The sequence below is a fragment of the Corallococcus llansteffanensis genome, from assembly GCF_003612055.1.
GTDB classification, from domain to species: Bacteria; Myxococcota; Myxococcia; order Myxococcales; family Myxococcaceae; genus Corallococcus; species Corallococcus llansteffanensis.
Window position 1 is genome coordinate 1 of the sequence record NZ_RAWB01000050.1, and the last position, 20,429, is coordinate 20,429.

Sequence of the window (20,429 nt, forward strand, 5' to 3'; positions counted from 1 at the left end):
GCCCAGTTCGAGCGCCCGGCCATGGCCCTTCCGCCTCCTGAACCCTCCTTCCAGGGTCGTGCCTCCCCGGAGGCGACAGCGGGGTATGCCCGGCGACTCCAGGGCGTCACGCACCCCCACCATTTCCGGGACGCCCGGGACCTCCAGGTCTCCTCGATCGGGATTGGTACCTACCTGGGGCCGGCCACCGCGGAGACGGACGCGTCCTATGTCGGGGCCATTGGCCGGGCGCTCGAACTGGGCTGCAACTTCATTGATACCGCCATCAACTACCGTCACCAACGTGGGGAGCGCTGCGTTGGCGCCGCATTGCGGACGGCCATCACACAGGGAGCCGTTCGTCGCGAGGAGGTCGTCGTCGCGACCAAGGCAGGCTACCTGCCTTTCGACTCGGAGCCTCCGCAGGACACGGGCCGGTACGTGCATGAGCACTACATCGCGACAGGCCTGGCCAGGGCGGAGGACATCGTGGGCAGCTCGCATTGCATCGCGCCTGCGTTCCTGCGCAATCAAATCGAAGTGAGTCGCGGCAACCTGGGACTTGGGACCCTGGATGTCTACTACCTCCACAACCCCGAAGAACAACTGCGCAGCGTGGACCGGGACACATTCCGGAGGCGGATGCGCGCCGCGATGACCACGCTCGAGGAGGCCTGCACCGCAGGTCATATCGGGAGTTACGGCCTCGCGACCTGGCTTGCCTTCCGCGAAACCGCCGAACACCCCCAGGCCTTGTCACTGGAAGAGGTGCTCTCCTGGGCATCGGAGGTAGGCGGTCCGGACCATCACCTCCGCTTCCTCCAATTGCCGCTCAACCTCAAGGCCATCGAGGCCTTCATGCTCGCGAATCAATCGCATCAGGGGCGCTGGGTCACCCTGCTCCAGGCCGCGGCAGCACATGGACTGCACGTCGTGACCTCCGCGCCGCTGCTCCAGGGGCGTCTGCTGGGCCGGCTTCCCGCGACGGTGATGAAGGCCTTCGCCCACCTGCCGACCGACGTGCAGCGCAACGTGCAGCTCGTGCGCTCCATGCCAGGGGTAGGAAGCGTGCTGGTCGGAATGAGCCGCCCGCAGCACGTCGAGGAGAATCTGGCCCTGGCGCGCCTAGCACCTGAAACCGAGACGGTTCACCAACTCTTCCGCCGAAGCGCGGGCTGAGCCGTCAAACGGTCATGAGGGCTCCGGTCGCATCCATCGTCATCCTGTCCTGGAACCGGCCAGCGTCGACACGAACCACCCTGCAGGCGCTCAGCGCCATTCCCAGTGGCGTGGAGCACGAGGTCATCGTCGTAGACAATGGCTCAGGGGTTCAGACCCTCGAAGTCCTGAGGGAGCTCCAGGCCCAGGGCCTGATGGACCGGCTGGTCCTACTGCCTGAAAACCGGGGGACCTCACCCGGTTACAACGCCGGCTTTCGCGCGGCGGATCCCCGCTCCGTCTTCTGCACCAAGCTGGACAACGACGTCGAGTTGCTCACTCCGAACTGGCTTGGAGCACTCATCGCGGCGCTGGAGGAGAACCCTGGCATCGGGATCGCTTCGACTGAAATCACCAACCATGAAGGAATCCAGCAACTGCCCATCGTCCACCTGGAGTCGGGGCAGGCCGCACGCGACTGGATTGGCTGTCCCGCGGGGGGCGCCGGAATGACCTTCCGTCGCGCGCTCTTCGACTCCATCGGGGGGTTCCGGGAGCGCTACAGCGACGGACTCCTGCTGATGCCCGACGACCTGGAGTTCTATTTCCGGATCCAGGAACGGGGCCTGCGGGCCTTCTACCTCCACGACATCCGGTCCCGCACGGTCGACCATCTGGAGCAGACGCCCCTTCCCTATCAGGCCTTCAAGAAGCGGCAGTACTTCCTCCTCCGGACCCGGCATTTCGGGGTGGCGCGCGATGCCCACTTCGACTTCCTGCCGCACCTCACCAGCATCGAGGTCCTGCCGGTAATCGTCACTCCCGGAAAGTCCCTCCGCGTCCGCTGCGAGCTCGCCGCGGCATCGCGCAGGGCCATGGCGCTTGGCTGCACCCTGGTCGCGGCGGACGACACCGTCGTGCCAGGGCTCCAGGTCATGACCACCATCGAAACGGCGGCACCCGGTTCCCGCCATGAGTGGGTCCTTCCCCTGCCTGGAGACCTGTCCCCGGGGTCATACCGGCTCAAGCTGGCGCTCTGGAAGGAGGCCTCGGCCCAGACAGCCTCGGAGCGGCTGGCAGATCTGGTCCAGATGACCGAGGCGATCGAAGTGGTCCCCGAGGGGAATCCTCCTGGAGACGAAGCCCCCCCCGAAGAGCGCCAGTCATCCCCCTGCCCCCGCTTCGCCACGCTGAGCCTGATCGCGCCTGGCATCGAGACGGCCCTCGCGCTCGACCTCCAGGCCCATTCGTGGCGAGCGGTCCTGGTCCCCTCGCGCTCCGCTCTGGAACAGGCGTGTGGCTGCGAGGAGGAGGTCTGGTCATACCTCCGACAGCAAGGGCATGACATCGCCGCCCAGGCCAACCTCCCGCCAGGGACGGGAGCATCGCTCACCCCGGATGCGGCCCCGCTTCCCGGGAGCGTCATCCACATGGACCCAACGCAGGGGGAAGGCGAGGCATTGGAGCGCGCGAAGCGCCTCCTGGCGGACGCCCCCGCGGGAAGCTGGATCCACTTCCGTATTCCAGCGTCGGATCACCGGAACGCGCTCAGCCTGACGTCAGTGCTGGCCCGAATCGCGACCGACCTTGGCGTCCGGGTGCGAAGCCTCTCCGAGGATGTCTCGCGTGCGCCCCTCCGGCTGGAGGGCGCGAACGCAAGACCCCAGCCCTCATGTCATTGGCCATCACCGCTGGGTGGCTCCCCGGCTGCGCGCTTTCCTCCGCGGGACAGGTCCCGGATCAAGGCGGCGCTCATCCCGCTCCTCCAGGAGCTGACCCGGGAGCGGAAGCAGGTCTTGCAGATCGGGGTCGGCACGTCGGAGCTGGCAGCGGCCCTGACGGGAACCGGTGTCCTCCTCCGGGGTATCGCCATCACCCAGGAGGAACTGCTCACCTCCCAGCCGTTCCAATCCGACGATTACCGTGTGAGCCGACCCGAGGACCTGCCGGGAATGGTGGGCTCGGGTGAACGCTTCGACCTCATCCTGGATCCCCACCTCCTGGGCCCTCACTGCTGTGCGCGCCACTTCCTGCAACGGCTGACGTGCTCGACCTCCCTCCTGGCGCCAGACGGACTCATCCTGGCGCCCACGGTCGACGCTCCGGCGACAATAGACAGTGGATTCCAACCGCTTCTGGAGGATCTGCGCCACCTGGAATCCAACGGGGCCCTGCGCATCGTCCACGCGCCCACCACCCACCTGATGCTGGCATCAGCACGGGGTGCTTCCCCGTCGCATCCCCCCATCGCGGTGCCAGCACTAGCCGACCTTCCCGGAGTCCTGATGCTGAACGGGGTGGGTGTGCAGGACGCAGCGCGGCCCCGGGCGATGACCTTCCAGGTGTGCCTTCCAGACCAGACACCGCTGGCCCTGGCGTCGTACGTGCTGCGACTGCCAGATGGAACGTTGCGCCTGGGACGGACGGATGCCTCCGGGCATGTCCGTCACAGCGCGGTCCTGTCTCGGAGGGTGGTGGGCAGGCAGGGCTCCAGGTCGGGCCACCTCTGTCTGGAATGTGGGCCTGGACGCCTGATCCTCCACGACGCGTGAGCGTGGGGGGCAGTCCTGCCAGTTCAGAACCCATGTGCGATGCTGGGACGCGGTGTCCCACAAGCGGACAGTCTTTTCGCTAGCGGCACAGGACAGCGGACACCTTCGGCAGGCCGGCGCAGTGATTGCAGTTCGCGTCTTCATTTCCCGGGGCTTCCACGATGCCTTCGCTCCTGCAGGACCTCCGCTTCACGTTGCGCATGCTCGGTCGCAACCGTCTGTTCTCCGTGGCCGTCGTGGTCACGCTGGCCATGGCCATTGGCGCTACGACCGCGGTCGCCACCACCGTCCACCATGTGTTGCTGCGCCCGCTGCCCTACCCCCAGTCCGACCGGTTGATGCGAGTCTCGGAGTCCCTGTCCCAATCCTCGCAACTGCCCGCCACCTATCCGGACCTGATGGATTGGCGCGCCAATGCTCGCGGCCTCGCGGGAGTGGAGGCCTTTCATGAGCAGGACCTCACGATCACCGGCGCCGGAGGGCCGCAACGGCTGAAGGCAACGCTGGCGACGTCCGGTCTCTTCTCCCTGCTGGGAGTCCAGCCGCTCCTGGGGCGTGGCTGGGAGCCGGCCGAGGAAACCTCGGGACACCGACTGGCCGTGCTCGACCATGGGCTCTGGCAACGCCGTTTTGGTGGAGCGCGGGACATCCTGGGCCGCACGCTCATCCTGGATGGAGAGCCCTTCACGGTGGTGGGCGTGCTTCCCCAGGGCTTCTCATTCGTCCCTGGAACCGAGGTGTGGATGCCGCTCACGCCGGATCCGGAGAGCTACACCCGGACCGCCCACTTCCTGAGGATCGTGGCGCGGCTGGCGCCTGGCGTCACCGCCGAGAACGCAGCCCGTGAGCTGACCATCCGACTCGGAGTCATGGATCAGGAGGCGACTGGCAGGGCAGGAGATCGCATCGCGCGCGTCGTTCCCTGGCACGAGGGGTTGGTGAAGAACGTGCGTGGACAGTTGTGGTTGCTGGGCGGGGTGGTGATCCTGGTGCTGCTCATCGCATGCGCCAACGTGGCCAATCTGATGCTCACACGGGCGACAGCGCGTCAGCGTGAAGTCAGCGTCCGGGTGGCCCTGGGCGCGCACCGCTGGCAGCTGATCCAGCAATTCCTCATCGAGTCGCTGGTGCTGGCCTTCATGGGGGGAGCCGCCGGGCTGCTGGTGGCGTCATGGAGTATGGGAATCCTGCGAAGCTTGGTGCCCGAGGGGGTCCAGTTCCAGGGCGAGCCCGGATTCGACGGCACCCTGCTGGTCATTGCCTTCGTGACATCGCTCCTGACGGGCGTGCTGTTCGGCCTCGTGCCAGCGCTCCGGGTCTCACGCGCGGAAGCGCGCGGCGCGCTGGGGGGGCTCGCGGGTCACAGCGCCACGATGCGCGGAGCTTTTGGCTCACTGCTCGTGGTCGCTCAGGTGGCCCTGGCGGCAGTGGCGCTGGTGGGCAGCGGGCTCATTCTCAGAACCCTGCATTCGCTTCAGACCGCCTCGCTTGGCTTCGAACCCCGGGATGTCATCACCGCGGAGTTGTCACTTCCGGCGGCACGCTATCCGGATGAGGCAGGGCGGCGGCAATTCGCCTCGGCGCTGCTCGACAGGCTCCGGGTCCTCCCGGAGGTCGAGGCGACAGGGCTCGTCAGCACCCTGCCCATGACGGGGCGCAACAACGGAATGAGGCTGAGCCTGCCCGGAGAGTCCGAGGACACGGCTCGAACCCGCGCGCCCATCTACGTGCGGGTCGCAAGTGCAGGCTATTTCAAGGCGCTGCGGGTCCCGCTGAGAGAAGGCCGTCCCTTCGTGGATGGCGATGGCCCGAGCGCTCCGCCGGTCGTGCTCATCAACGAACCATTCGCGCAGCGCTTCTTTCCGGGACGGACCGCCGTGGGACAGCGCGTGAAGCTGGGCCTGGGGGATGGTACCTGGCGTGAAGTCGTTGGCGTGGTGGGGGCCATGCATCACAACGAGGTGGATGAGCAGGTGAGCCCGGAACTCTTCCTGCCGCTCGAGCAGTCACCCCTGGAGGAGATGGCACTGACCGTGCGCATGAAGAATGCGTCCGGAGGCACTTTCTCCGCGGTTCGCGAGCAATTGCGCGCCCTGGACCCGGACCTGCCACTGGCTGCGGTACGCTCGCTGGACGAGGTGGTGGACGCTACCTTCGGAGACCGGCGGAGGCTGGGCTCGCTGCTGGCCGCGCTCGCGAGCCTGGGGTTGGGACTGGCGGCGGTGGGCCTCTACGCGGTCCTCGCGCTCGCGGTCGCCCGGCAGCGGCGGGAGCTGGGCATCCGGGCGGCGCTCGGGGCTTCCAGCGGGCATCTGCGAGGTTTGGTGCTGGGTCACGGAATGCGGCTCGTGGCGGGCGGAATCCTCGTGGGCCTGCTGGGAGCCGCCCTCGTCGCGCGGACCCTGACGGGGCTGCTGTACGGGGTCTCGGCAGCGGATCCCGTGACCTTCGCGGGGGTCCCCCTGCTGCTTGCCACCATCGCGCTGTCCGCCTGCTGGCTGCCCGCGCGCCGCGCGACCCGGGCCTCACCGCTTGAAAGCCTGCGACACGAGGGATGAGGGTGAGCGGAACAGCCCCCTGGTACTCCGGAGGGCCAGGCCCACCGCTAGCGACGCGAGACAGATCCCCGGGCTCAGCCCAGGTAGAACTGCTCGAAGGTGAAGGAGTGCGCCGTGGTTCCGGCGAAGCCGCTCAGCACGTTGCCCTCGCAGGTGGGCGACGTGATGGCGACCCGGGTGTTGCTCCAGCTGTTGAGGATGAGCGTCAACTTGCCGGTGGCGTCCAGCTCCAGCTGGATGTTGTCAGGCGCGAAGGCGGAGAAGTTCTGCCAGCGCGCCGGACTGGCGTACGTGGAGTAATAGCTCCGGTCGTTGAAGACCTGCCGGCCGCTGTTCACGGTGCTGGTGAGGCGGGCGGGGACCTGCGTGATCACGCCCGTGGTGGGGTTGTAATAGAAGCTCGCGGCCACGTAGCCCGTCAGCGACCCCGTGAAGTACGAGGCCACCGCCCCCACCGTGCCCACGGGCTGCTTCAGCGAGACGCCCGTGACGTAGATGTAGTTGCCACTGTTCTGCTGGATCCAGCTGAACTGGGAATTGACCAGGGTGGTGCAGCTCCCCGCGGCGGCCTCGGCGCCGACGAGGAGGGGCAACGCGAAGAGAAGACCTGCGAGCTGGCGGGACACGTTCATGGAAGGGACTCGGCCGGTGGAGGAGCATCCCCGCTCGCGCCGCCGGCACTCGGGCGTTCGGGCGTCATGTGCTCCGGGGCCTGAGCACGTCCCGTGCCGCCAGACGCTCCACTCGGGGGCCGGCACAGGTATGGCCCCCGGTGTAGCTCCCGGGACCACGCTCCCGTGGCCGCCGTGGCCCCGCGCACCACAGCAGGCCCCCGGACCCGGGTGCTCCTCCACCTGGCGATGGCGGATGGCAGGGCAGGCAACCTCCATGCCTGGGAGCCTGGTTCCCAGGCAGGGTTGTCTTGCGGATGACCCCGCCACGAGGTGGTGGCCGACCGGGCCCCCGGGTGCACTACTCTGGGGTCCATGCGAAGTCCCCTGGACGACCGCGCGGATCCCGGGTCCCCGAGCAATGGCGGCATCACCTACGCGCCCCACTCCGCCAAGAGCGGCGTCGACGTGGATTCGCAGCTGCGCCTGTTCATCGACAGCGTCAAGGACTACGCCATCCTGACGCTGGACCTGGAAGGGCGCATCATCAGCTGGAACGCGGGCGCCGAGCGCATCAAGGGCTACAAGTCCGAGGAGATCCTCGGGCAGCACTTCAGCCGCTTCTATCGCCCCGAGGACGTGGCCGCGGGCAAGCCCCAGGCGGAGCTGGAGCTCGTCGCCCGGGAGGGGCGCTTCGAGGAGGAGGGGTGGCGCGTCCGCAAGGACGGCAGCCTCTTCTGGGCCAACGTCGTCATGACCGCGCTCCGGGACGCGGAAGGGGTGCTGCAGGGCTACGCCAAGGTGACGCGCGACTTCACCGAACGCAAGCTCGCCCAGGAGCAGCTGCAGCAGAGCGACGAGCGCTTCCGACTGCTCGTCGAGCACATCCAGGACTACGCCATCTACATGCTGGACGTGGACGGCAAGGTCAGCACCTGGAACGCGGGCGCCGAGCGCATCAAGAACTACCGGGCCGAGGAGGTCATCGGGCAGTACTTCGGCCGCTTCTATCCCCCCGAGGACGTGGCCAACGGCAAGCCCCAGCGGGCCCTGGAGATCGCGGCGCGGGAGGGACGCTTCGAGGAGGAGGCCTGGCGCATCCGCAAGGACGGCACCCGCTTCTGGGCCAGCGTCATCATCACCGCGCTGCACGACACGACGGGGACGCTGCGGGGCTTCGCCAAGGTGACGCGTGACTTCACCCAGCGCAAGCAGACCCAGGAGCGACGCGAGCTGGAGATGCTGCGGGACGCCGTGCGGGCCCGGGACGAGTTCCTGTCCGTCGCGTCCCATGAGCTGAAGACGCCGCTCACCCCGCTGCAGCTCAAGCTGACGGCCATCCTGCGCATCGTGGAGAACAACCCCGCGGCCACCCTGCCCGTGGAGCGCCTGGTCCGGGACCTGGACGTGGCGCGCCGCCAGGTCCGCAAGCTCGCGGACCTCATCGAGGACCTGCTGGATGTCTCGCGCATCAGCATGGGCCAGCTGCGGTTGAACCGGGGGCCCACGGACTTCGCCGCGCTCGCGCGGGAGGTGGTGCTCCGCTACGCGCCACAGGCCGCCCAGGTGGGCTGCACGGTGACGCTGGAGGCGCCCGATCCCGTCACCGGCCACTGGGACCGGCCCCGGCTGGAGCAGGTCCTCACCAACCTGCTCACCAACGCGCTCAAGTATGGCGCCGGCAAGCCCATCCACATCCGCGTGCGCATGGACTCGGGGCTGGCCATCCTCGTCGTGAAGGACGAGGGCATCGGCATCGCGCAGGAGGAGCAGCCCCGCGTCTTCGAGCGCTTCGTGCGCGCCGTCTCCGAGCGAAACTACGGTGGGCTGGGGCTGGGCCTCTTCATCACCCAGCAGATCGTCGAAGCGCACGGCGGCATCGTCCAGGTGCGCAGCCTGCCCGGCGAGGGCGCCACCTTCACGGTCATGCTCCCCCTCCACCTGGTGGAGCTGAACGAGCGCTGACGCCGCTTCCACTTCAACCCGCGGGCTTGCGCTCCTCGCGCGCGGTGACGAGGTAGCGGTACGGCACCACGCGCGTCAATTCGTGCAGCGTGGTGACGCCGTCCGCCACCTTCGCCAGCGCGTCCTCCACCAGCGTGCGGAAGCCCCGGGCCCGGGCATGCCTTCGCAGCTGGACGACGGGCGCCCCGGTGGCGATGAGCAGTTGCAGGTCGGGGTCCACCACCAGCAGCTCGAACAGCCCCACGCGGCCCTTGAAGCCGGTGTGCCGACACGCCTCGCAGCCCTGCCCCGCCCGGGCCTGGACACCCTCCAGCAGTGGCCCCAGCAGCGCCACCTGCTCCGGCGTCGGCGTCGCGGGCGCGGAACACTCCGGACAGATCCTGCGCACCAGGCGCTGGGCCAGCACCGCGAGCAGCGCCTCCGCGATGTCCCCGTCCTCCAGCTTCAAGCCCCGCAGGCGGCTCACCGCGCCCACCGCGTCCGCGGTGTGCAGCGTGCCCAGCACCACGTGCCCTGTGGACGCGGCCATCAGCGCGGTGCTGCCCGTCTCCTGGTCGCGGATCTCCCCCACCAGCATCACGTTGGGGTCCTGCCGCAGGAGCGCGCGCAAGAGCGTCAGGTGCGGCAGCTGCGGCGACACCTGCTTCTGGTTCACCTTGGGGACCACGTACTCGATGGGGTCCTCGGCGGTGATGATCTTCTTGCGCCCGTCATTGAGCCGCGCGAGCGCCGCGTACAGCGTCGTCGTCTTCCCGCTGCCCGTGGGCCCCGTCACCAGCACCAGCCCCTCCGGGTTGCCCAGGAGCCGCAGCACGGTCGCCCGCACCTCCGGCGTCATGCCCAGCTTCTCCACCGGCACCAGCCCCACCGTGGCATCCAGCAGGCGGATGACCACGTCCTCGCCCGCGGGCGACGGCACCACGCTCACGCGGAAGTCCACCGCCTTGTCCCCCGCCGGCCCCTGGAAGAGCGCCCGCAGCCGGCCGTCCTGGGGCCGCCGCCGCTCGGAGATGTCCAGCCCGGCCATCACCTTGATGCGGCTCACCACCTCCGGGAGCGTGTCCGGGGAGATGTCCGTGTACGTCTGGTGGAGGATGCCATCGACGCGGTAGCGCAGGTCCACGTCATCCGGGTAGCTCTCCAGGTGGATGTCGGACGCGTTCTGCTCCACGGCCTGGGTGAGCACGTGGTTCACCAGCTCCACGGGCGTGGGCGTCTCGGACAGCGGCGTGCCCGCGCGCAGCACCACGTCCACCGTGGAGTGGGCTCCCGCGCCAAACCCCACCTCCAGCGCGGAGTCGATTTCGTAGCGGTTCAGCCGCACCGGCTGCACGGGCCGCCGCAGGAAGTCCGCGATGCGGTAGCGCACGGACAGGTCGTCCGGATGCAGCATCGCCACCGTCACCGGCGCATGGTCGTTCGCCGGGTCCACCCGCCCCATCACCGCCACGCTCAGTCGGCGGCAGAAGGACTCGGGGAGCAACCGCAGGGATTCGCGGTCGAGGGTGAACTGGGACAGCTCGGAGAAGGCAGGCACATCCGGGGGAGCCATGGGCCGGCGGATTTTATCACGGGCCCCCTCGCGCCCGGCGGGCTGGTATCCTCGCCCGCATGTCGCGGCCTCCCGCGGAACCTCCCGCCATGCCGTCACTGCTGGTGTTCGCCGTCGCGGTGCTGCTGTTCGGCTCGCCGCTGCGCAGGCTGTGGCTGGCGGAAGGCGCCCCCGCCTACCTTCCCTTCGTCGTGTGGCTGGGCGTCATCGCCCTGGGCGGCTGGGTGGCGCACCGGAGCCTGCGCCCATGACGCTGGGCCTGGGCCCGCTCGTCATCGCCTCCGTCGGCTACCTGGGCGTGCTGTTCCTCGTCGCCTACGCGGCGGAGAGAGGCCGCATCCCGGCCCGCATCACCCAGCACCCGCTGGTGTACGCGCTGGCCCTGGGCGTGTACGCCACGTCCTGGTCCTACTTCGGCAGCGTGGGCTACGCGGCCCGCCACGGCTTCCGCTACCTGGGTATCTACCTGGGCCTCACGCTCGCGTGCCTGCTCGCCCCCGTGCTGTGGCGGCCGCTCTTGCGGCTGACGCGCGAGTTGCAGCTCACGTCGCTCGCGGACCTGCTCGCGTTCCGCTACCCCGGGCAGGTGACGGGCACCGCGGTGACGCTGTTCGCCCTGGCCGGCAGCCTGCCCTACCTGGCGCTCCAGATTCGCGCCGTCGTGGAGTCCGCCCGCCTCTTGAGCCCCGCCGCGTCCCCCGCCCTGGTGGGCCCGGGCTTCTGCGGCGTGCTCGTCGTCTTCTCGCTCCTCTTCGGCGCCCGCCACCCCGCCCCGCGCGAGCGACACGAGGGGCTGATGCTGGCCATCGCCTTCGAGTCGGGCGTGAAGCTGCTCGCGCTCGTCATCGTCGCGGGCTGGTGCGTGGTGTCCGTCTTCGGCGGCGTGGGCGGGTTACAGGACTGGCTCACCCTCCACCCCGAAGCGGTGGAGGCGCTCCAGCGCCCCGCGCGCGACGCGTCCTGGGCGCCGCTGCTGGTGCTCTCCTTCGTCGCCGCGTTCCTGACGCCCCGGCAGTACCACGTGGCCTTCACCGAGGCCCCCGAGCGCGACGGGTTGGCCACCGTGGCGTGGGCCTTCCCCCTGTTGATGCTGCTCATCAACGCGGCGGTGCCGGTGCTGCTGTGGTCCGGAGAAGCGCTGGGCCTGCCCTGGCCCGCGGACTTCCACGTCCTCTCCGTGCCCGCCGCGAAGGGCGCCCCGGCGCTGGCGCTGCTGGCCTTCCTGGGCGGCGTGTCCGCGGCGAGCGCCATGGTCATCGTCACCACACTCGCGCTGGCGCCCATGTGTCTGACGCACCTGGTGCTGCCCCTGAACACCGTGCGCGGCCGCGACGACCTCTACGGCTGGCTCTTGTGGGCCCGGCGCGTGCTCATCGCCGCCATCATCCTCGCGGGCTATGGCTTCTACCGGCTCATCGACACGCGGGCGACGGGGCTCGTGGACCTGGGACTCGTGTCCTTCGTCGCGACCGCGCAGTTCGCGCCGGGCGTGCTGGGCCTGCTCCTGTGGCCCAAGGCGACGCGCGCGGGCCTGCTCGCCGGGCTGGGCGCGGGCGCCGCGACGTGGCCCGCCACGCTCGTCGCCCCGCTGTGGGAGCCGCCCTCGCTGGTGGCGTGGACGAATCAAGTCTCCGTCGCCATGGGCTTCTCCGCGGAGGAGCCCTGGGGCTTCGCCACGTTCACCTCCCTGGGCCTCAATGCGCTGTGCTTCGTGGCGGTGTCTCTCGCCACGCGCCAGTCACTGGAGGAGACGGAGGCCGCGCGGGTGTGCGCGCGCGAGGCGCCGGGCCTGTCCGAGGGCAGCGTGGTGGCCAGCTCCCCGGACGAGTTCCGCCGGCAGTTGGAGCCGGTGCTGGGCGCGCAGGTGGCGGCGGCGGAGGTGGACCGCGCGCGCGAGGCGCTGGACCTGTCCCTGGACGAGCGCCGGCCCGCGGAGCTGCGCCGCCTGCGCGACGGCGTGGAGCGCAACCTGTCCGGCCTCATCGGTCCGGTGCTGGCCCGGCTCGCGGTGGGCGAAGCGCTGCGGCTGGACCCCGGCGCGCGCACGGCCCTGGCGGATCAGCTCCGCTTCGTGGAGGAGCGGCTTCGCGACGCGCGCGACATCCGGGGGCCGGTGCGTGAGCTGGAGGTGGTGCGCCGCTACCTCTACCGCATCCTGGAGGACCTGCCGCTGGGCGTCTGCGCGGTGGGCCCGGACGGAGAGGTCGTCCTCTGGAACGCCGCGCTGGAGGCGGTGTCGCGCGTGCCCATGGACGCCGTGCGAGGCCACCCGCTGGCGCGCCTGCCGGAGCCCTGGGGCACGCTGTTCTCCGGGCTCGCCCAGGCGCATGACGGCGACACCGAGGTGCGCGTGCCGGTGGCGGGACAGACGCGCAGCCTGCGCCTGCACCGCTCCCGATTGGCGCCGTCCGATGGGGACAGCTCGGGGCCCTCCGAAGGCATGACGTTCCTCGTGGAGGACTGGACGGAGCGCAAGGCGGTGGACGCGCGGCTCGCGCACCAGGACCGGCTCGCGTCGCTGGGCCGGGTGGCCGCGGGCGTGGCGCATGAGATTGGCAACCCGCTCACCGCCATCGCCAGCATCACCCAGAACCTCAAGTACGAGCTGGAGGACCCCGAAGCGGTGCGCGAGCGCGTGGGGCTCATCCTCCAGCAGTGCCGCCGCATCGACGCCATCGTCCGGGCGCTCGTGGGCTTCGGCCACGCGGGCACGGTGGGCGGCGAGTCCCGGCCCTTCACGCGCGTGGCGGTGGGCCCGCTGCTCGCGGAAGCGGCGGAGCTCGCCCGGCTGTCGCGCAAGGCGCGCGACGTGGCGTGCGCGCACCAGAGCCCGGACGGGCTGGAGGTGCGGGGCGACGCGCAGCGGTTGGAGCAGGTGCTGGTGAACCTCTTGACCAACGCCATCGACGCGTCGCCCACGGGTTCGTGCGTGGAGCTCCGGGCGGACGCCACGGGAGGCGAAGTGCGCATCCAGGTGGAGGACCGGGGGCACGGCATCGCCCCGGAGCTGTCGCAGCGCATCTTCGAGCCCTTCTTCACCACCAAGCAGCCCGGCGAGGGCACCGGCCTGGGCCTCGCGCTGGTGGAGGGCATCGTGCGCGAGCACGGGGGCACGCTGCGCATCGAAGCCCGCGCCGAGGGCGGCACCCGCGTGACGTTGAGCCTGCCCCGGGCCCCCGCGTCCGAGGCCCCGTCCCGTCAGGAGGTTTCCGCGTGAGCCGCATCCTGGTCATCGAGGACGAACCCATCATCCGCACGGAGCTCAAGCGGCTGCTCACCCGCGCGGGCCACGACGTGTCGGAGGCCGGCGCCGTGCCGGAGGCCGCGGCCGAGCACGCGCTGGACGCCTTCGACCTGGTGCTCTCCGACCTGCGCCTGCCGGGCCCGCCGGGTACGGACATCATCGCCCTGTGTCCGGGCGTGCCGGTGCTCATCATGACGAGCTACGCCACGGTGAAGTCCGCCGTGGACGCGATGAAACAGGGCGCGGTGGACTACATCGCGAAGCCCTTCGACCACGACGAGCTGCTGCTCCAGGTGGAGCGCGTGCTGCGCGAAGGAAGGCTCACCCGGCAGAACGCGGCCCTCAAGCGCGAGGTGGAGCAGACCTGGGCCCCCGGCGGCATGGTGGGCACATCCGCCGCGATGCGCGAGGTGTTCGAGCGCGTGCGCAAGGTGGCCGCTTCTTCCGCCACCGTGCTGGTGCTGGGCGAGTCCGGCACCGGCAAGGAATTGGTGGCCCGCGCCGTCCACGCGCAGAGCCCGCGCGCGGAGGGGCCGCTGGTGGCGGTCAACTGCGCGGCCATCCCGGAGGGCTTGCTGGAGAGCGAGCTGTTCGGCCACGAGAAGGGCGCCTTCACCGGCGCGCAGGCCGCGCACGCGGGGCTGGTGGAGGCCGCGCACGGAGGGACGCTCTTCCTCGACGAGATTGGCGAACTGCCCGCGCCCGCGCAGGCGCGCCTGTTGCGCATGCTCCAGGACGGCGAGGTGCGGCGGGTGGGCGCCACGCGCTCGCGCAAGGTGGACGTGCGCATCCTCGCCGCCACGCACCGCGACCTGCCCCGCCGCGTGCAGGAGGGCCTCTTCCGGCAGGACCTCTACTTCCGCCTGCGCGTGGTGGAGATCCGCCTGCCGCCCCTGCGCGAGCGCGGCGAGGACCTGCCCGCCCTGGCGAAGCACCTGTTGGAGAAGGCCAGCCGACGCCTGGGCCGTCCGCCTGCGTCCCTGTCCCCGGAGGCGCTGGCGGCCATCGCCGCGCACCCATGGCCGGGCAACGTGCGCGAGTTGGAGAACGCCCTCGAGCGCGCGGTCATCCTCGCGGACGGGCCGCTGCTCACGCCGGACCTGCTCGCGCTGGAGCTGCCGGGCTCGGCGGCGACGGACGCGGCGCCTCCCGCACTGGAGGAGCTGGACTTCCCGCCGCTCGTCGCCAGCGAGGACCCGCGCTCACCCGATTCGATGGAGGAGTACTTCCGCCGCTTCGTGATGGAGCACCAGGACCGCATGGGCGAGACGGAGCTGGCGCGCAGGTTGGGCATCAGCCGCAAGACGCTCTGGGAGAAGCGCCAGCGATTGGGCATCCCCCGCACCCGCGCCTGAAGTCCGACGCGTCGACACCCGCGTGTTTCGACGCGTCGAAATGCGTCGAAGCACGTCGATTCCGCCGCTCCCCACGGGCCCCCAGAGGGAAGCGGCATGCGGCACACCGCTTGCTCATGGGTCCTGGCATCCACCGGATGAATCCCTCTCCCGGTGGCCCAGGAGTCCACGACCATGTGCAACCACAACAGCCTCGGCCCGGATGGCCAGCTCAAGTCGGGTTACGACACCCGCCTGAACCCCGACACGACCCGCACCGCCGCGAAGGGTGCCGCCCCCCTGTCGACGGAGCAGACCGCCAACTGCGTCGTCGTCAACCAGTGGGGCGGGACCATCACCAACGTGCAGCTGCGCCACCGCTACAGCAACAACCCCAGCTATCAGCAGCAGGGCAACTGGCCCTCGCTCGCGGAGAACGTCACCAGCTCGTCGTTCCAGGCCATCTTCTGGACCGGCGCCACGGGCCACGACTACTGGTGGGTCCAGTTCGAGGATGACAACGGGAAGATCTGGTCGTGCAAGCAGAACTTCTACTGCACGCTGAAGTCCTCCGACGCGAACACCACCGTCTACTTCTTCCTCAACGGCTCCTCCGAGGAGATGCAGATCCAGATGATCAGCGGAAGCTGCGACACGTCCCTGTCGGATTAGCAGGTCCCAGGCTCAAGCCAGGGCGGGCCTCACGGCACCGCCCCCCTTCCCCTCTTCCGGATCCATTCCATGACGACCCAAGCGCAGGACCCCGCGCGACTCAAGCAGCTCGTCGCGGCGGCCATGAAGGACTACCTGGGCACGCAGACGGAGATCGGCGTGTCGGCGGCGGTGGCTGTCGGCGACGTGCGTGCCAGCTACGTCGCGGGCCTGTCGGACCGCGAGGCCCAGCGACCGGTGTCCGAGGACACACTGTTCCTCATCGGCTCCGTGCAGAAGGTCTTCACCAACACGCTCGCCGCCGCGCGCATCGTGGAGGGGAAGCTGGCGCTGACGGATCAGATCACCCGCTTCCTCCCGGGAGAGGTCCGTCAGCAGGGGACCGTCATCCGGCAGGTGACGCCCCAGGCGCTGGGCACCATGACGGCGGGCATGCCGTCCGCCAACGTGCCGGGCCACCCAGCGGGCGCGCTGTACCGGGGAGAGGTGCCGCCCCCGGAGATGTTCGACTTCTGGACGCGCTTCAACCCGGAGACGCGCGTGGGCACGCACTACAGCTACTCCAACGTGAGCGAGGTGACGCAGGGCTTCACCACCACCTTCGCCGCGCGGCGCAGCTACCCGGAGCTGTTCGCCACGGACCTCCAGGAGCCATTCGCGATGCGTGACACGCGCGTGGACCTCACTGGCATCCGTCCCGAACGCATCGCCCAGGGCTACACGACCAGGGGCAAGCAACTGGGCTACCGGGGCGTGGGCTTCAACTCCACCGCGTCGGACATGCTGCGCTTCCTGGAGGGCAACCTCTTCCGCGTTCCCTCCATGCCGCTGCTCACCTACCGCGCGATGAAGCTCGCGCACACGCCCCACTTCGAAATCTCCGCCCGTCAGTCCATCGGCCTGGGCTGGTACATCACCGACGCGGGCGGCGGCGCGAAGGTGGTGAGCAAGGCCGGCGGCAACGGAGGCTTCGTGGCGTGGGTGGGCTTCCTGCCCGGACACGCCGCGGCGGTGGTGCTCCTCACCAACGGCCACCCGACGACGGGCCTCAAGCTGCCCGCCATGGGCCGGCGCATCCTCCTGGAGGCCGCGGGCCTTGAGGCGCCCTTCGGTCCGCCGGACACGGACGCCGACGCGGGCATCGCCCCCGAGGACAACCCGGAAGCCTGAGCCCCCGGAGCGCGGGGGCCACGCTGACGCGCGGCGTGGCCCCTGTCCCCGTCGTGGCCCGGTGTTACCCGGGTGTTACGACGCGCTGCACGAATCGTTACGGGCGGTAACGCCCTGTCACCTTCCGCCACATCCTGACGCGACGAGCCAACCTGTAAGGTCCTGAAACCCGGAGCGCACGCGGGTGGAACGGGCGTTGCTCTTGCGCTGGGGCCTATGCCCCCCGACCTACGCTCGCTCGCCCGGTGGATGGTGTTCGTGGCCCTGCTGACCGCGCTGCCCGCGGCGGCCGGGAAGATTCAACTGGGCGACGACGCGGTCCTCAACGTCAACGTCCTGCTGCATCCCCAGATGCAGCTCGTGAAGAACGGCGCGCCCGTGGGCGGCGTGGGCACGGACTTCTTCCTGCGCCGGGTGCGGCTGCTCGTCTTCGGATCCATCACCAAGCGGCTGTCGTTCTTCATCGACACGGATCAGCCGAACTTCGGCAAGAACGGCGACTGGAACCCGGCCTTCTACATCCAGGACGCGACGGTCGCGTACGAGGTCGCGGACAAGACGTGGCTGGAGGCGGGCTTCATCCTCGCGCCGCTGTCGCACCAGGCGCTGCAGGGCGCCATCGCGCTCAACACGGTGGACTACCACTCCGACCTCATCCGCTACCCGCTGGGCGTGGGCAAGGTGTGGCGCGACGCGGGCATCCAGGTGCGAGGCTTCGCCGGGCCGCTGACCTACCGCGCCGCCATCCTCAACGGCGTGGAGGGCTCCCGGCTGGAGAACGGCCAGGTCGTCAACCCGGACGACCTGCCGCGCTTCGTGGGCCATGCGCGCTACAACGTGCTCGGCCGCGAGGAGGACCTGTTCCTCCGGGGCATCTACTTCACCGACCATCCGCTGCTGTCGTTCGGCGTGGGCGGTGACTACCAGTACTCCGCCATCGCCACCGCCTCCGGCGTGCACGACGCGGTGGCCCTGGCGGCGGACGTGTTCCTGGACCTGCCCATGGGCGCGGACCAGGAGCTCATCTTCCAGAGCAACGTCTTCTCCTGGCAGCAGGGCTTCGACAACCCGCGCAGCGGCACCGGCTTCTTCGTGGAGCTGGGCTACCGCATCGGCATCGTGGAGCCCCTCATCTCCGGCGAGTACTTCAACGGCCGCGTGGACGCGCAGGACCTGCTCACGCTGCGCCCCGGCTTCAACATCTGGTTCCAGAAGCACACCTTCAACCTGAAGACGGAGGTGGCCGTGTCCCGCGCGGGCGACATCTCCCACGCCACCACCGGCATCACCGGCACCGCCCAACTCCAGCTCTTCTACTAAAGGACCTTCCCATGGCCCCCGCCCAGGACCTGCTCGTCGCGCCCAAGGAAGCCTTCCGCCGCACCGCCCACGTGAAGAGCCTGGAGGACTACCAGCGCCTCTACCGCCAGAGCCTGGACGCCCCGGACGCCTTCTGGGGCGAGCAGGCGCGGCAGCTCACCTGGTTCCACCCGCCGGACACCATCCGCGAGGTGAATGAGAACGCCGCGGACTTCACCTGGTACGGCGGCGGGAAGCTCAACGTCACCGTCAACTGCGTGGACCGCCACGCGAAGGCGCGCCCGGACAAGGCCGCCATCATCTGGGCGAAGAACACGCCCGGCGAATACGAGGTCATCACCTTCAAGGACCTCCAGCACCACGTGGGCCGCGTGGCCAACGTGCTCAAGGCGCACGGCGTGAAGAAGGGCGACCGCGTCATCGTGTACCTGCCCATGGTGCCGGAGCTGGCGTACACGATGCTCGCGTGCGCCCGCATCGGCGCGGTGCACTCCGTGGTGTTCGCCGGCTTCTCCGCGGACTCGCTGCGCGAGCGTGTCCTGGATTGCGGCGCGAAGGTGGTCGTCACCGCCAACGAGGGCCCGCGCGGCCCCAAGAACGTGGCCACGAAGTCCATCACCGACGAGGCCCTGGAGGGGCTCACCCAGGTGACGTCCGTGCTCGTCGCGCGCCGCACACCCAAGGAAGTGCCCATGCGCGAGGGGCGCGACCACTGGCTGGACGTGGAGGTGAAGAAGCACCGGGGCGTCTGTCCCGCCGAGTGGATGGACTCCGAGGACCCGCTCTTCATCCTCTACACGTCCGGCTCCACCGGGAAGCCCAAGGGCGTGATGCACACCACGGCGGGCTACCTCGTGTACGCCGCCACCACGTTCCGCTACGTCTTCGACACGCAGCCGGACGACGTGCACTTCTGCACCGCGGACGTGGGCTGGGTGACGGGGCATTCGTACCTCCTCTATGGCCCGCTCTCCACCGGCACCACCACGGTCCTCTTCGAGTCCACGCCCACCTGGCCCGACGCGGGCCGCCTCTGGCAGGTGGTGGATGACGTGAAGGCCACCACGCTCTACACCGCGCCCACCGCGCTCCGGTCCCTCATCAAGGAGGGGGACGCGTTCGTGACGAAGTCGTCGCGCAAGTCGCTGCGCCTGCTGGGCAGCGTGGGCGAGCCCATCAACCCGGAGGTCTGGCGCTGGTACCACGACGTCGTGGGCGAGGGCCGCTGCCCCGTGGTGGACACCTGGCGGCAGACGGAGACGGGCGGCATCCTCATCGCGCCCCTGCCGGGCGCGACGCCGTGCAAGCCCGGCAGCGCCACCCTGCCCTTCTTCGGCGTGGAGCCGGTGCTCGTGGATGAAGAGGGCAAGGTGCTGGAGGGCAACGGCGTCAGCGGCAACCTGTGCCTCGCGCGCTCGTGGCCGGGACAGGCGCGCACGCTGTACGGCCACCACGAGCGCTTCGTGGAGACGTACTACGCCCGCTTCCTGCCGCTGTACTTCACCGGCGACGGCTGCCGCCGCGACGAGGACGGCTACTACTGGATCACCGGCCGCGTGGACGACGTGCTCAACGTGTCCGGCCACCGGCTGGGCACCGCGGAGGTGGAGAGCGCGCTCGTGGCGCACGAGGCCGTCGCCGAGGCCGCCGTGGTGGGCTACCCGCACGACCTGAAGGGCACCGGCGTGTGCGCCTTCGTGACGGTGAAGCCGGACTTCGTGCGCACGCCGGACGAGCAGATGATGGGCGCGCTGCGCGAGCAGGTGCGCCACGTGATTGGCCCCATCGCGTCCCCGGACCGGGTGGTGCTGGTGTCGGGCCTGCCCAAGACGCGCTCGGGGAAGATTCTGCGCCGCATGCTGCGGAAGATCGCCAGCGGCGAGACGGAGAACCTGGGGGATGCCAGCACGCTGGCGGACCCCGCGGTGCTGGAGGAGTTGCTCACCAAGGGGCTGCCTCCGGCCCCGCGGCGCTGAAGGCTCGCGGTCCCATTCCTTACGCTTCCCAAGGAGGCACACCGATGTACGGCAATTCCAAGGACGACGTCCTGAAGGCACTCGCCGCCGCGCGCTGGCGCGTGGCGGGAGCGCTGACGGTGGCGATGCTCGTGACCTACCTGGGCTTCATCCTGCTCGTGGCGTTCAACCGGCCGCTGATGGGGCGACAGCTCATCCCGGGGCTGTCCATCGGCATCGTGCTGGGGGCGGTGACCATCCTCGTCGCCTGGGTGCTGACGGGCATCTACATCCTGTGGGCCAACCGCAAGTACGACCACATCCTCGACGGACTGCGCCGCTGATCCGAAAGGCCACGC

At 69.8% G+C, this 20,429-nt stretch carries 14 protein-coding genes; 12 read left to right on the plus strand and 2 right to left on the minus strand.

What is annotated here, in order from left to right; translation table 11 throughout:
• From D7V93_RS07255 to D7V93_RS07265, 3 genes are all read left to right on the plus strand, one after another.
• Positions 1 to 1,158: aldo/keto reductase (locus tag D7V93_RS07255; RefSeq protein ID WP_208722945.1), on the plus strand; the 1,158-nt coding region annotated here is incomplete at its 5' end.
• Positions 1,159 to 1,172: 14 nt separating this feature from the next.
• Entirely contained in the window at positions 1,173 to 3,689 is a 2,517-nt protein-coding gene (locus D7V93_RS07260; protein WP_120642679.1) for a glycosyltransferase family 2 protein, read from the plus strand.
• A gap of 161 nt (positions 3,690 to 3,850) precedes the next feature.
• Positions 3,851 to 6,247 carry an ABC transporter permease gene (locus D7V93_RS07265; protein ID WP_120642680.1) on the plus strand — a complete coding sequence of 799 codons (2,397 nt, stop codon included), beginning with the start codon at positions 3,851 to 3,853 and terminating at the stop codon, positions 6,245 to 6,247.
• Positions 6,248 to 6,321: 74 nt separating this feature from the next.
• On the opposite strand, the gene D7V93_RS07270 is transcribed toward D7V93_RS07265, so the two are convergent.
• The gene (locus D7V93_RS07270) at positions 6,322 to 6,879 is read right to left on the minus strand and encodes a hypothetical protein (protein WP_147451071.1); all 558 of its coding nucleotides are present in this window, start codon (positions 6,877 to 6,879) and stop codon (positions 6,322 to 6,324) included.
• 354 nt (positions 6,880 to 7,233) lie between these two features.
• Here D7V93_RS07270 and D7V93_RS07275 point away from each other — a divergent pair, with 354 nt between their 5' ends.
• Complete coding sequence (locus tag D7V93_RS07275) at positions 7,234 to 8,823, plus strand: sensor histidine kinase (RefSeq protein WP_120642682.1); 1,590 nt, start codon at positions 7,234 to 7,236, stop codon at positions 8,821 to 8,823.
• Positions 8,824 to 8,836: 13 nt separating this feature from the next.
• Here D7V93_RS07275 and D7V93_RS07280 read toward each other — a convergent pair whose 3' ends face one another.
• Positions 8,837 to 10,375, minus strand: a complete 1,539-nt coding sequence (locus D7V93_RS07280) for a GspE/PulE family protein (protein WP_120642683.1) — start codon at positions 10,373 to 10,375, stop codon at positions 8,837 to 8,839.
• 89 nt (positions 10,376 to 10,464) lie between these two features.
• Here D7V93_RS07280 and D7V93_RS07285 point away from each other — a divergent pair, with 89 nt between their 5' ends.
• From D7V93_RS07285 to D7V93_RS07320, 8 genes are all read left to right on the plus strand, one after another.
• Complete coding sequence (locus tag D7V93_RS07285) at positions 10,465 to 10,626, plus strand: hypothetical protein (protein ID WP_199728780.1); 162 nt, start codon at positions 10,465 to 10,467, stop codon at positions 10,624 to 10,626.
• The gene (locus D7V93_RS07290; RefSeq protein WP_120642684.1) at positions 10,623 to 13,592 is read left to right on the plus strand and encodes an ATP-binding protein; all 2,970 of its coding nucleotides are present in this window, start codon (positions 10,623 to 10,625) and stop codon (positions 13,590 to 13,592) included. The genes D7V93_RS07285 and D7V93_RS07290 overlap by 4 nt, the downstream gene beginning before the upstream one ends.
• The gene (locus tag D7V93_RS07295; protein ID WP_120642685.1) at positions 13,589 to 14,974 is read left to right on the plus strand and encodes a sigma-54-dependent transcriptional regulator; all 1,386 of its coding nucleotides are present in this window, start codon (positions 13,589 to 13,591) and stop codon (positions 14,972 to 14,974) included. Before D7V93_RS07290 ends, D7V93_RS07295 begins: the two co-directional genes overlap by 4 nt.
• A gap of 174 nt (positions 14,975 to 15,148) precedes the next feature.
• On the plus strand, positions 15,149 to 15,625 hold the full coding sequence (locus D7V93_RS07300; RefSeq protein ID WP_147451072.1) for a hypothetical protein: 477 nt from the start codon (positions 15,149 to 15,151) through the stop codon (positions 15,623 to 15,625).
• A 69-nt stretch (positions 15,626 to 15,694) separates the two neighbouring features.
• Positions 15,695 to 16,795 carry a serine hydrolase domain-containing protein gene (locus D7V93_RS07305; protein WP_120642687.1) on the plus strand — a complete coding sequence of 367 codons (1,101 nt, stop codon included), beginning with the start codon at positions 15,695 to 15,697 and terminating at the stop codon, positions 16,793 to 16,795.
• A 216-nt stretch (positions 16,796 to 17,011) separates the two neighbouring features.
• On the plus strand, positions 17,012 to 18,115 hold the full coding sequence (locus D7V93_RS07310; RefSeq protein WP_120642688.1) for a hypothetical protein: 1,104 nt from the start codon (positions 17,012 to 17,014) through the stop codon (positions 18,113 to 18,115).
• A gap of 11 nt (positions 18,116 to 18,126) precedes the next feature.
• Positions 18,127 to 20,091: an acetate--CoA ligase gene (gene acs / locus D7V93_RS07315; RefSeq protein WP_120642689.1), complete on the plus strand. Its 1,965-nt coding sequence runs from the start codon at positions 18,127 to 18,129 to the stop codon at positions 20,089 to 20,091.
• A 44-nt stretch (positions 20,092 to 20,135) separates the two neighbouring features.
• Positions 20,136 to 20,414 (plus strand): DUF485 domain-containing protein, encoded by a 279-nt coding sequence (locus tag D7V93_RS07320; protein ID WP_120610778.1) that lies wholly within the window; start codon positions 20,136 to 20,138, stop codon positions 20,412 to 20,414.
• The last annotated feature ends 15 nt before the right edge of the window (positions 20,415 to 20,429 follow it).

Bases quoted from the DNA above. Each gene is read 5' to 3' on its own strand.
- D7V93_RS07260 (WP_120642679.1), top strand. From the start codon at position 1,173: ATGAGGGCTCCGGTCGCATCCATCGTCATCCTGTCCTGGAACCGGCCA.
- D7V93_RS07265 (WP_120642680.1), top strand. From the start codon at position 3,851: ATGCCTTCGCTCCTGCAGGACCTCCGCTTCACGTTGCGCATGCTCGGT.
- D7V93_RS07270 (WP_147451071.1), bottom strand. From the start codon at position 6,879: ATGAACGTGTCCCGCCAGCTCGCAGGTCTTCTCTTCGCGTTGCCCCTC.
- D7V93_RS07275 (WP_120642682.1), top strand. From the start codon at position 7,234: ATGCGAAGTCCCCTGGACGACCGCGCGGATCCCGGGTCCCCGAGCAAT.
- D7V93_RS07280 (WP_120642683.1), bottom strand. From the start codon at position 10,375: ATGGCTCCCCCGGATGTGCCTGCCTTCTCCGAGCTGTCCCAGTTCACC.
- D7V93_RS07285 (WP_199728780.1), top strand. From the start codon at position 10,465: ATGCCGTCACTGCTGGTGTTCGCCGTCGCGGTGCTGCTGTTCGGCTCG.
- D7V93_RS07290 (WP_120642684.1), top strand. From the start codon at position 10,623: ATGACGCTGGGCCTGGGCCCGCTCGTCATCGCCTCCGTCGGCTACCTG.
- D7V93_RS07300 (WP_147451072.1), top strand. From the start codon at position 15,149: ATGTGCAACCACAACAGCCTCGGCCCGGATGGCCAGCTCAAGTCGGGT.
- D7V93_RS07305 (WP_120642687.1), top strand. From the start codon at position 15,695: ATGACGACCCAAGCGCAGGACCCCGCGCGACTCAAGCAGCTCGTCGCG.
- D7V93_RS07310 (WP_120642688.1), top strand. From the start codon at position 17,012: ATGCCCCCCGACCTACGCTCGCTCGCCCGGTGGATGGTGTTCGTGGCC.
- acs (WP_120642689.1), top strand. From the start codon at position 18,127: ATGGCCCCCGCCCAGGACCTGCTCGTCGCGCCCAAGGAAGCCTTCCGC.
- D7V93_RS07320 (WP_120610778.1), top strand. From the start codon at position 20,136: ATGTACGGCAATTCCAAGGACGACGTCCTGAAGGCACTCGCCGCCGCG.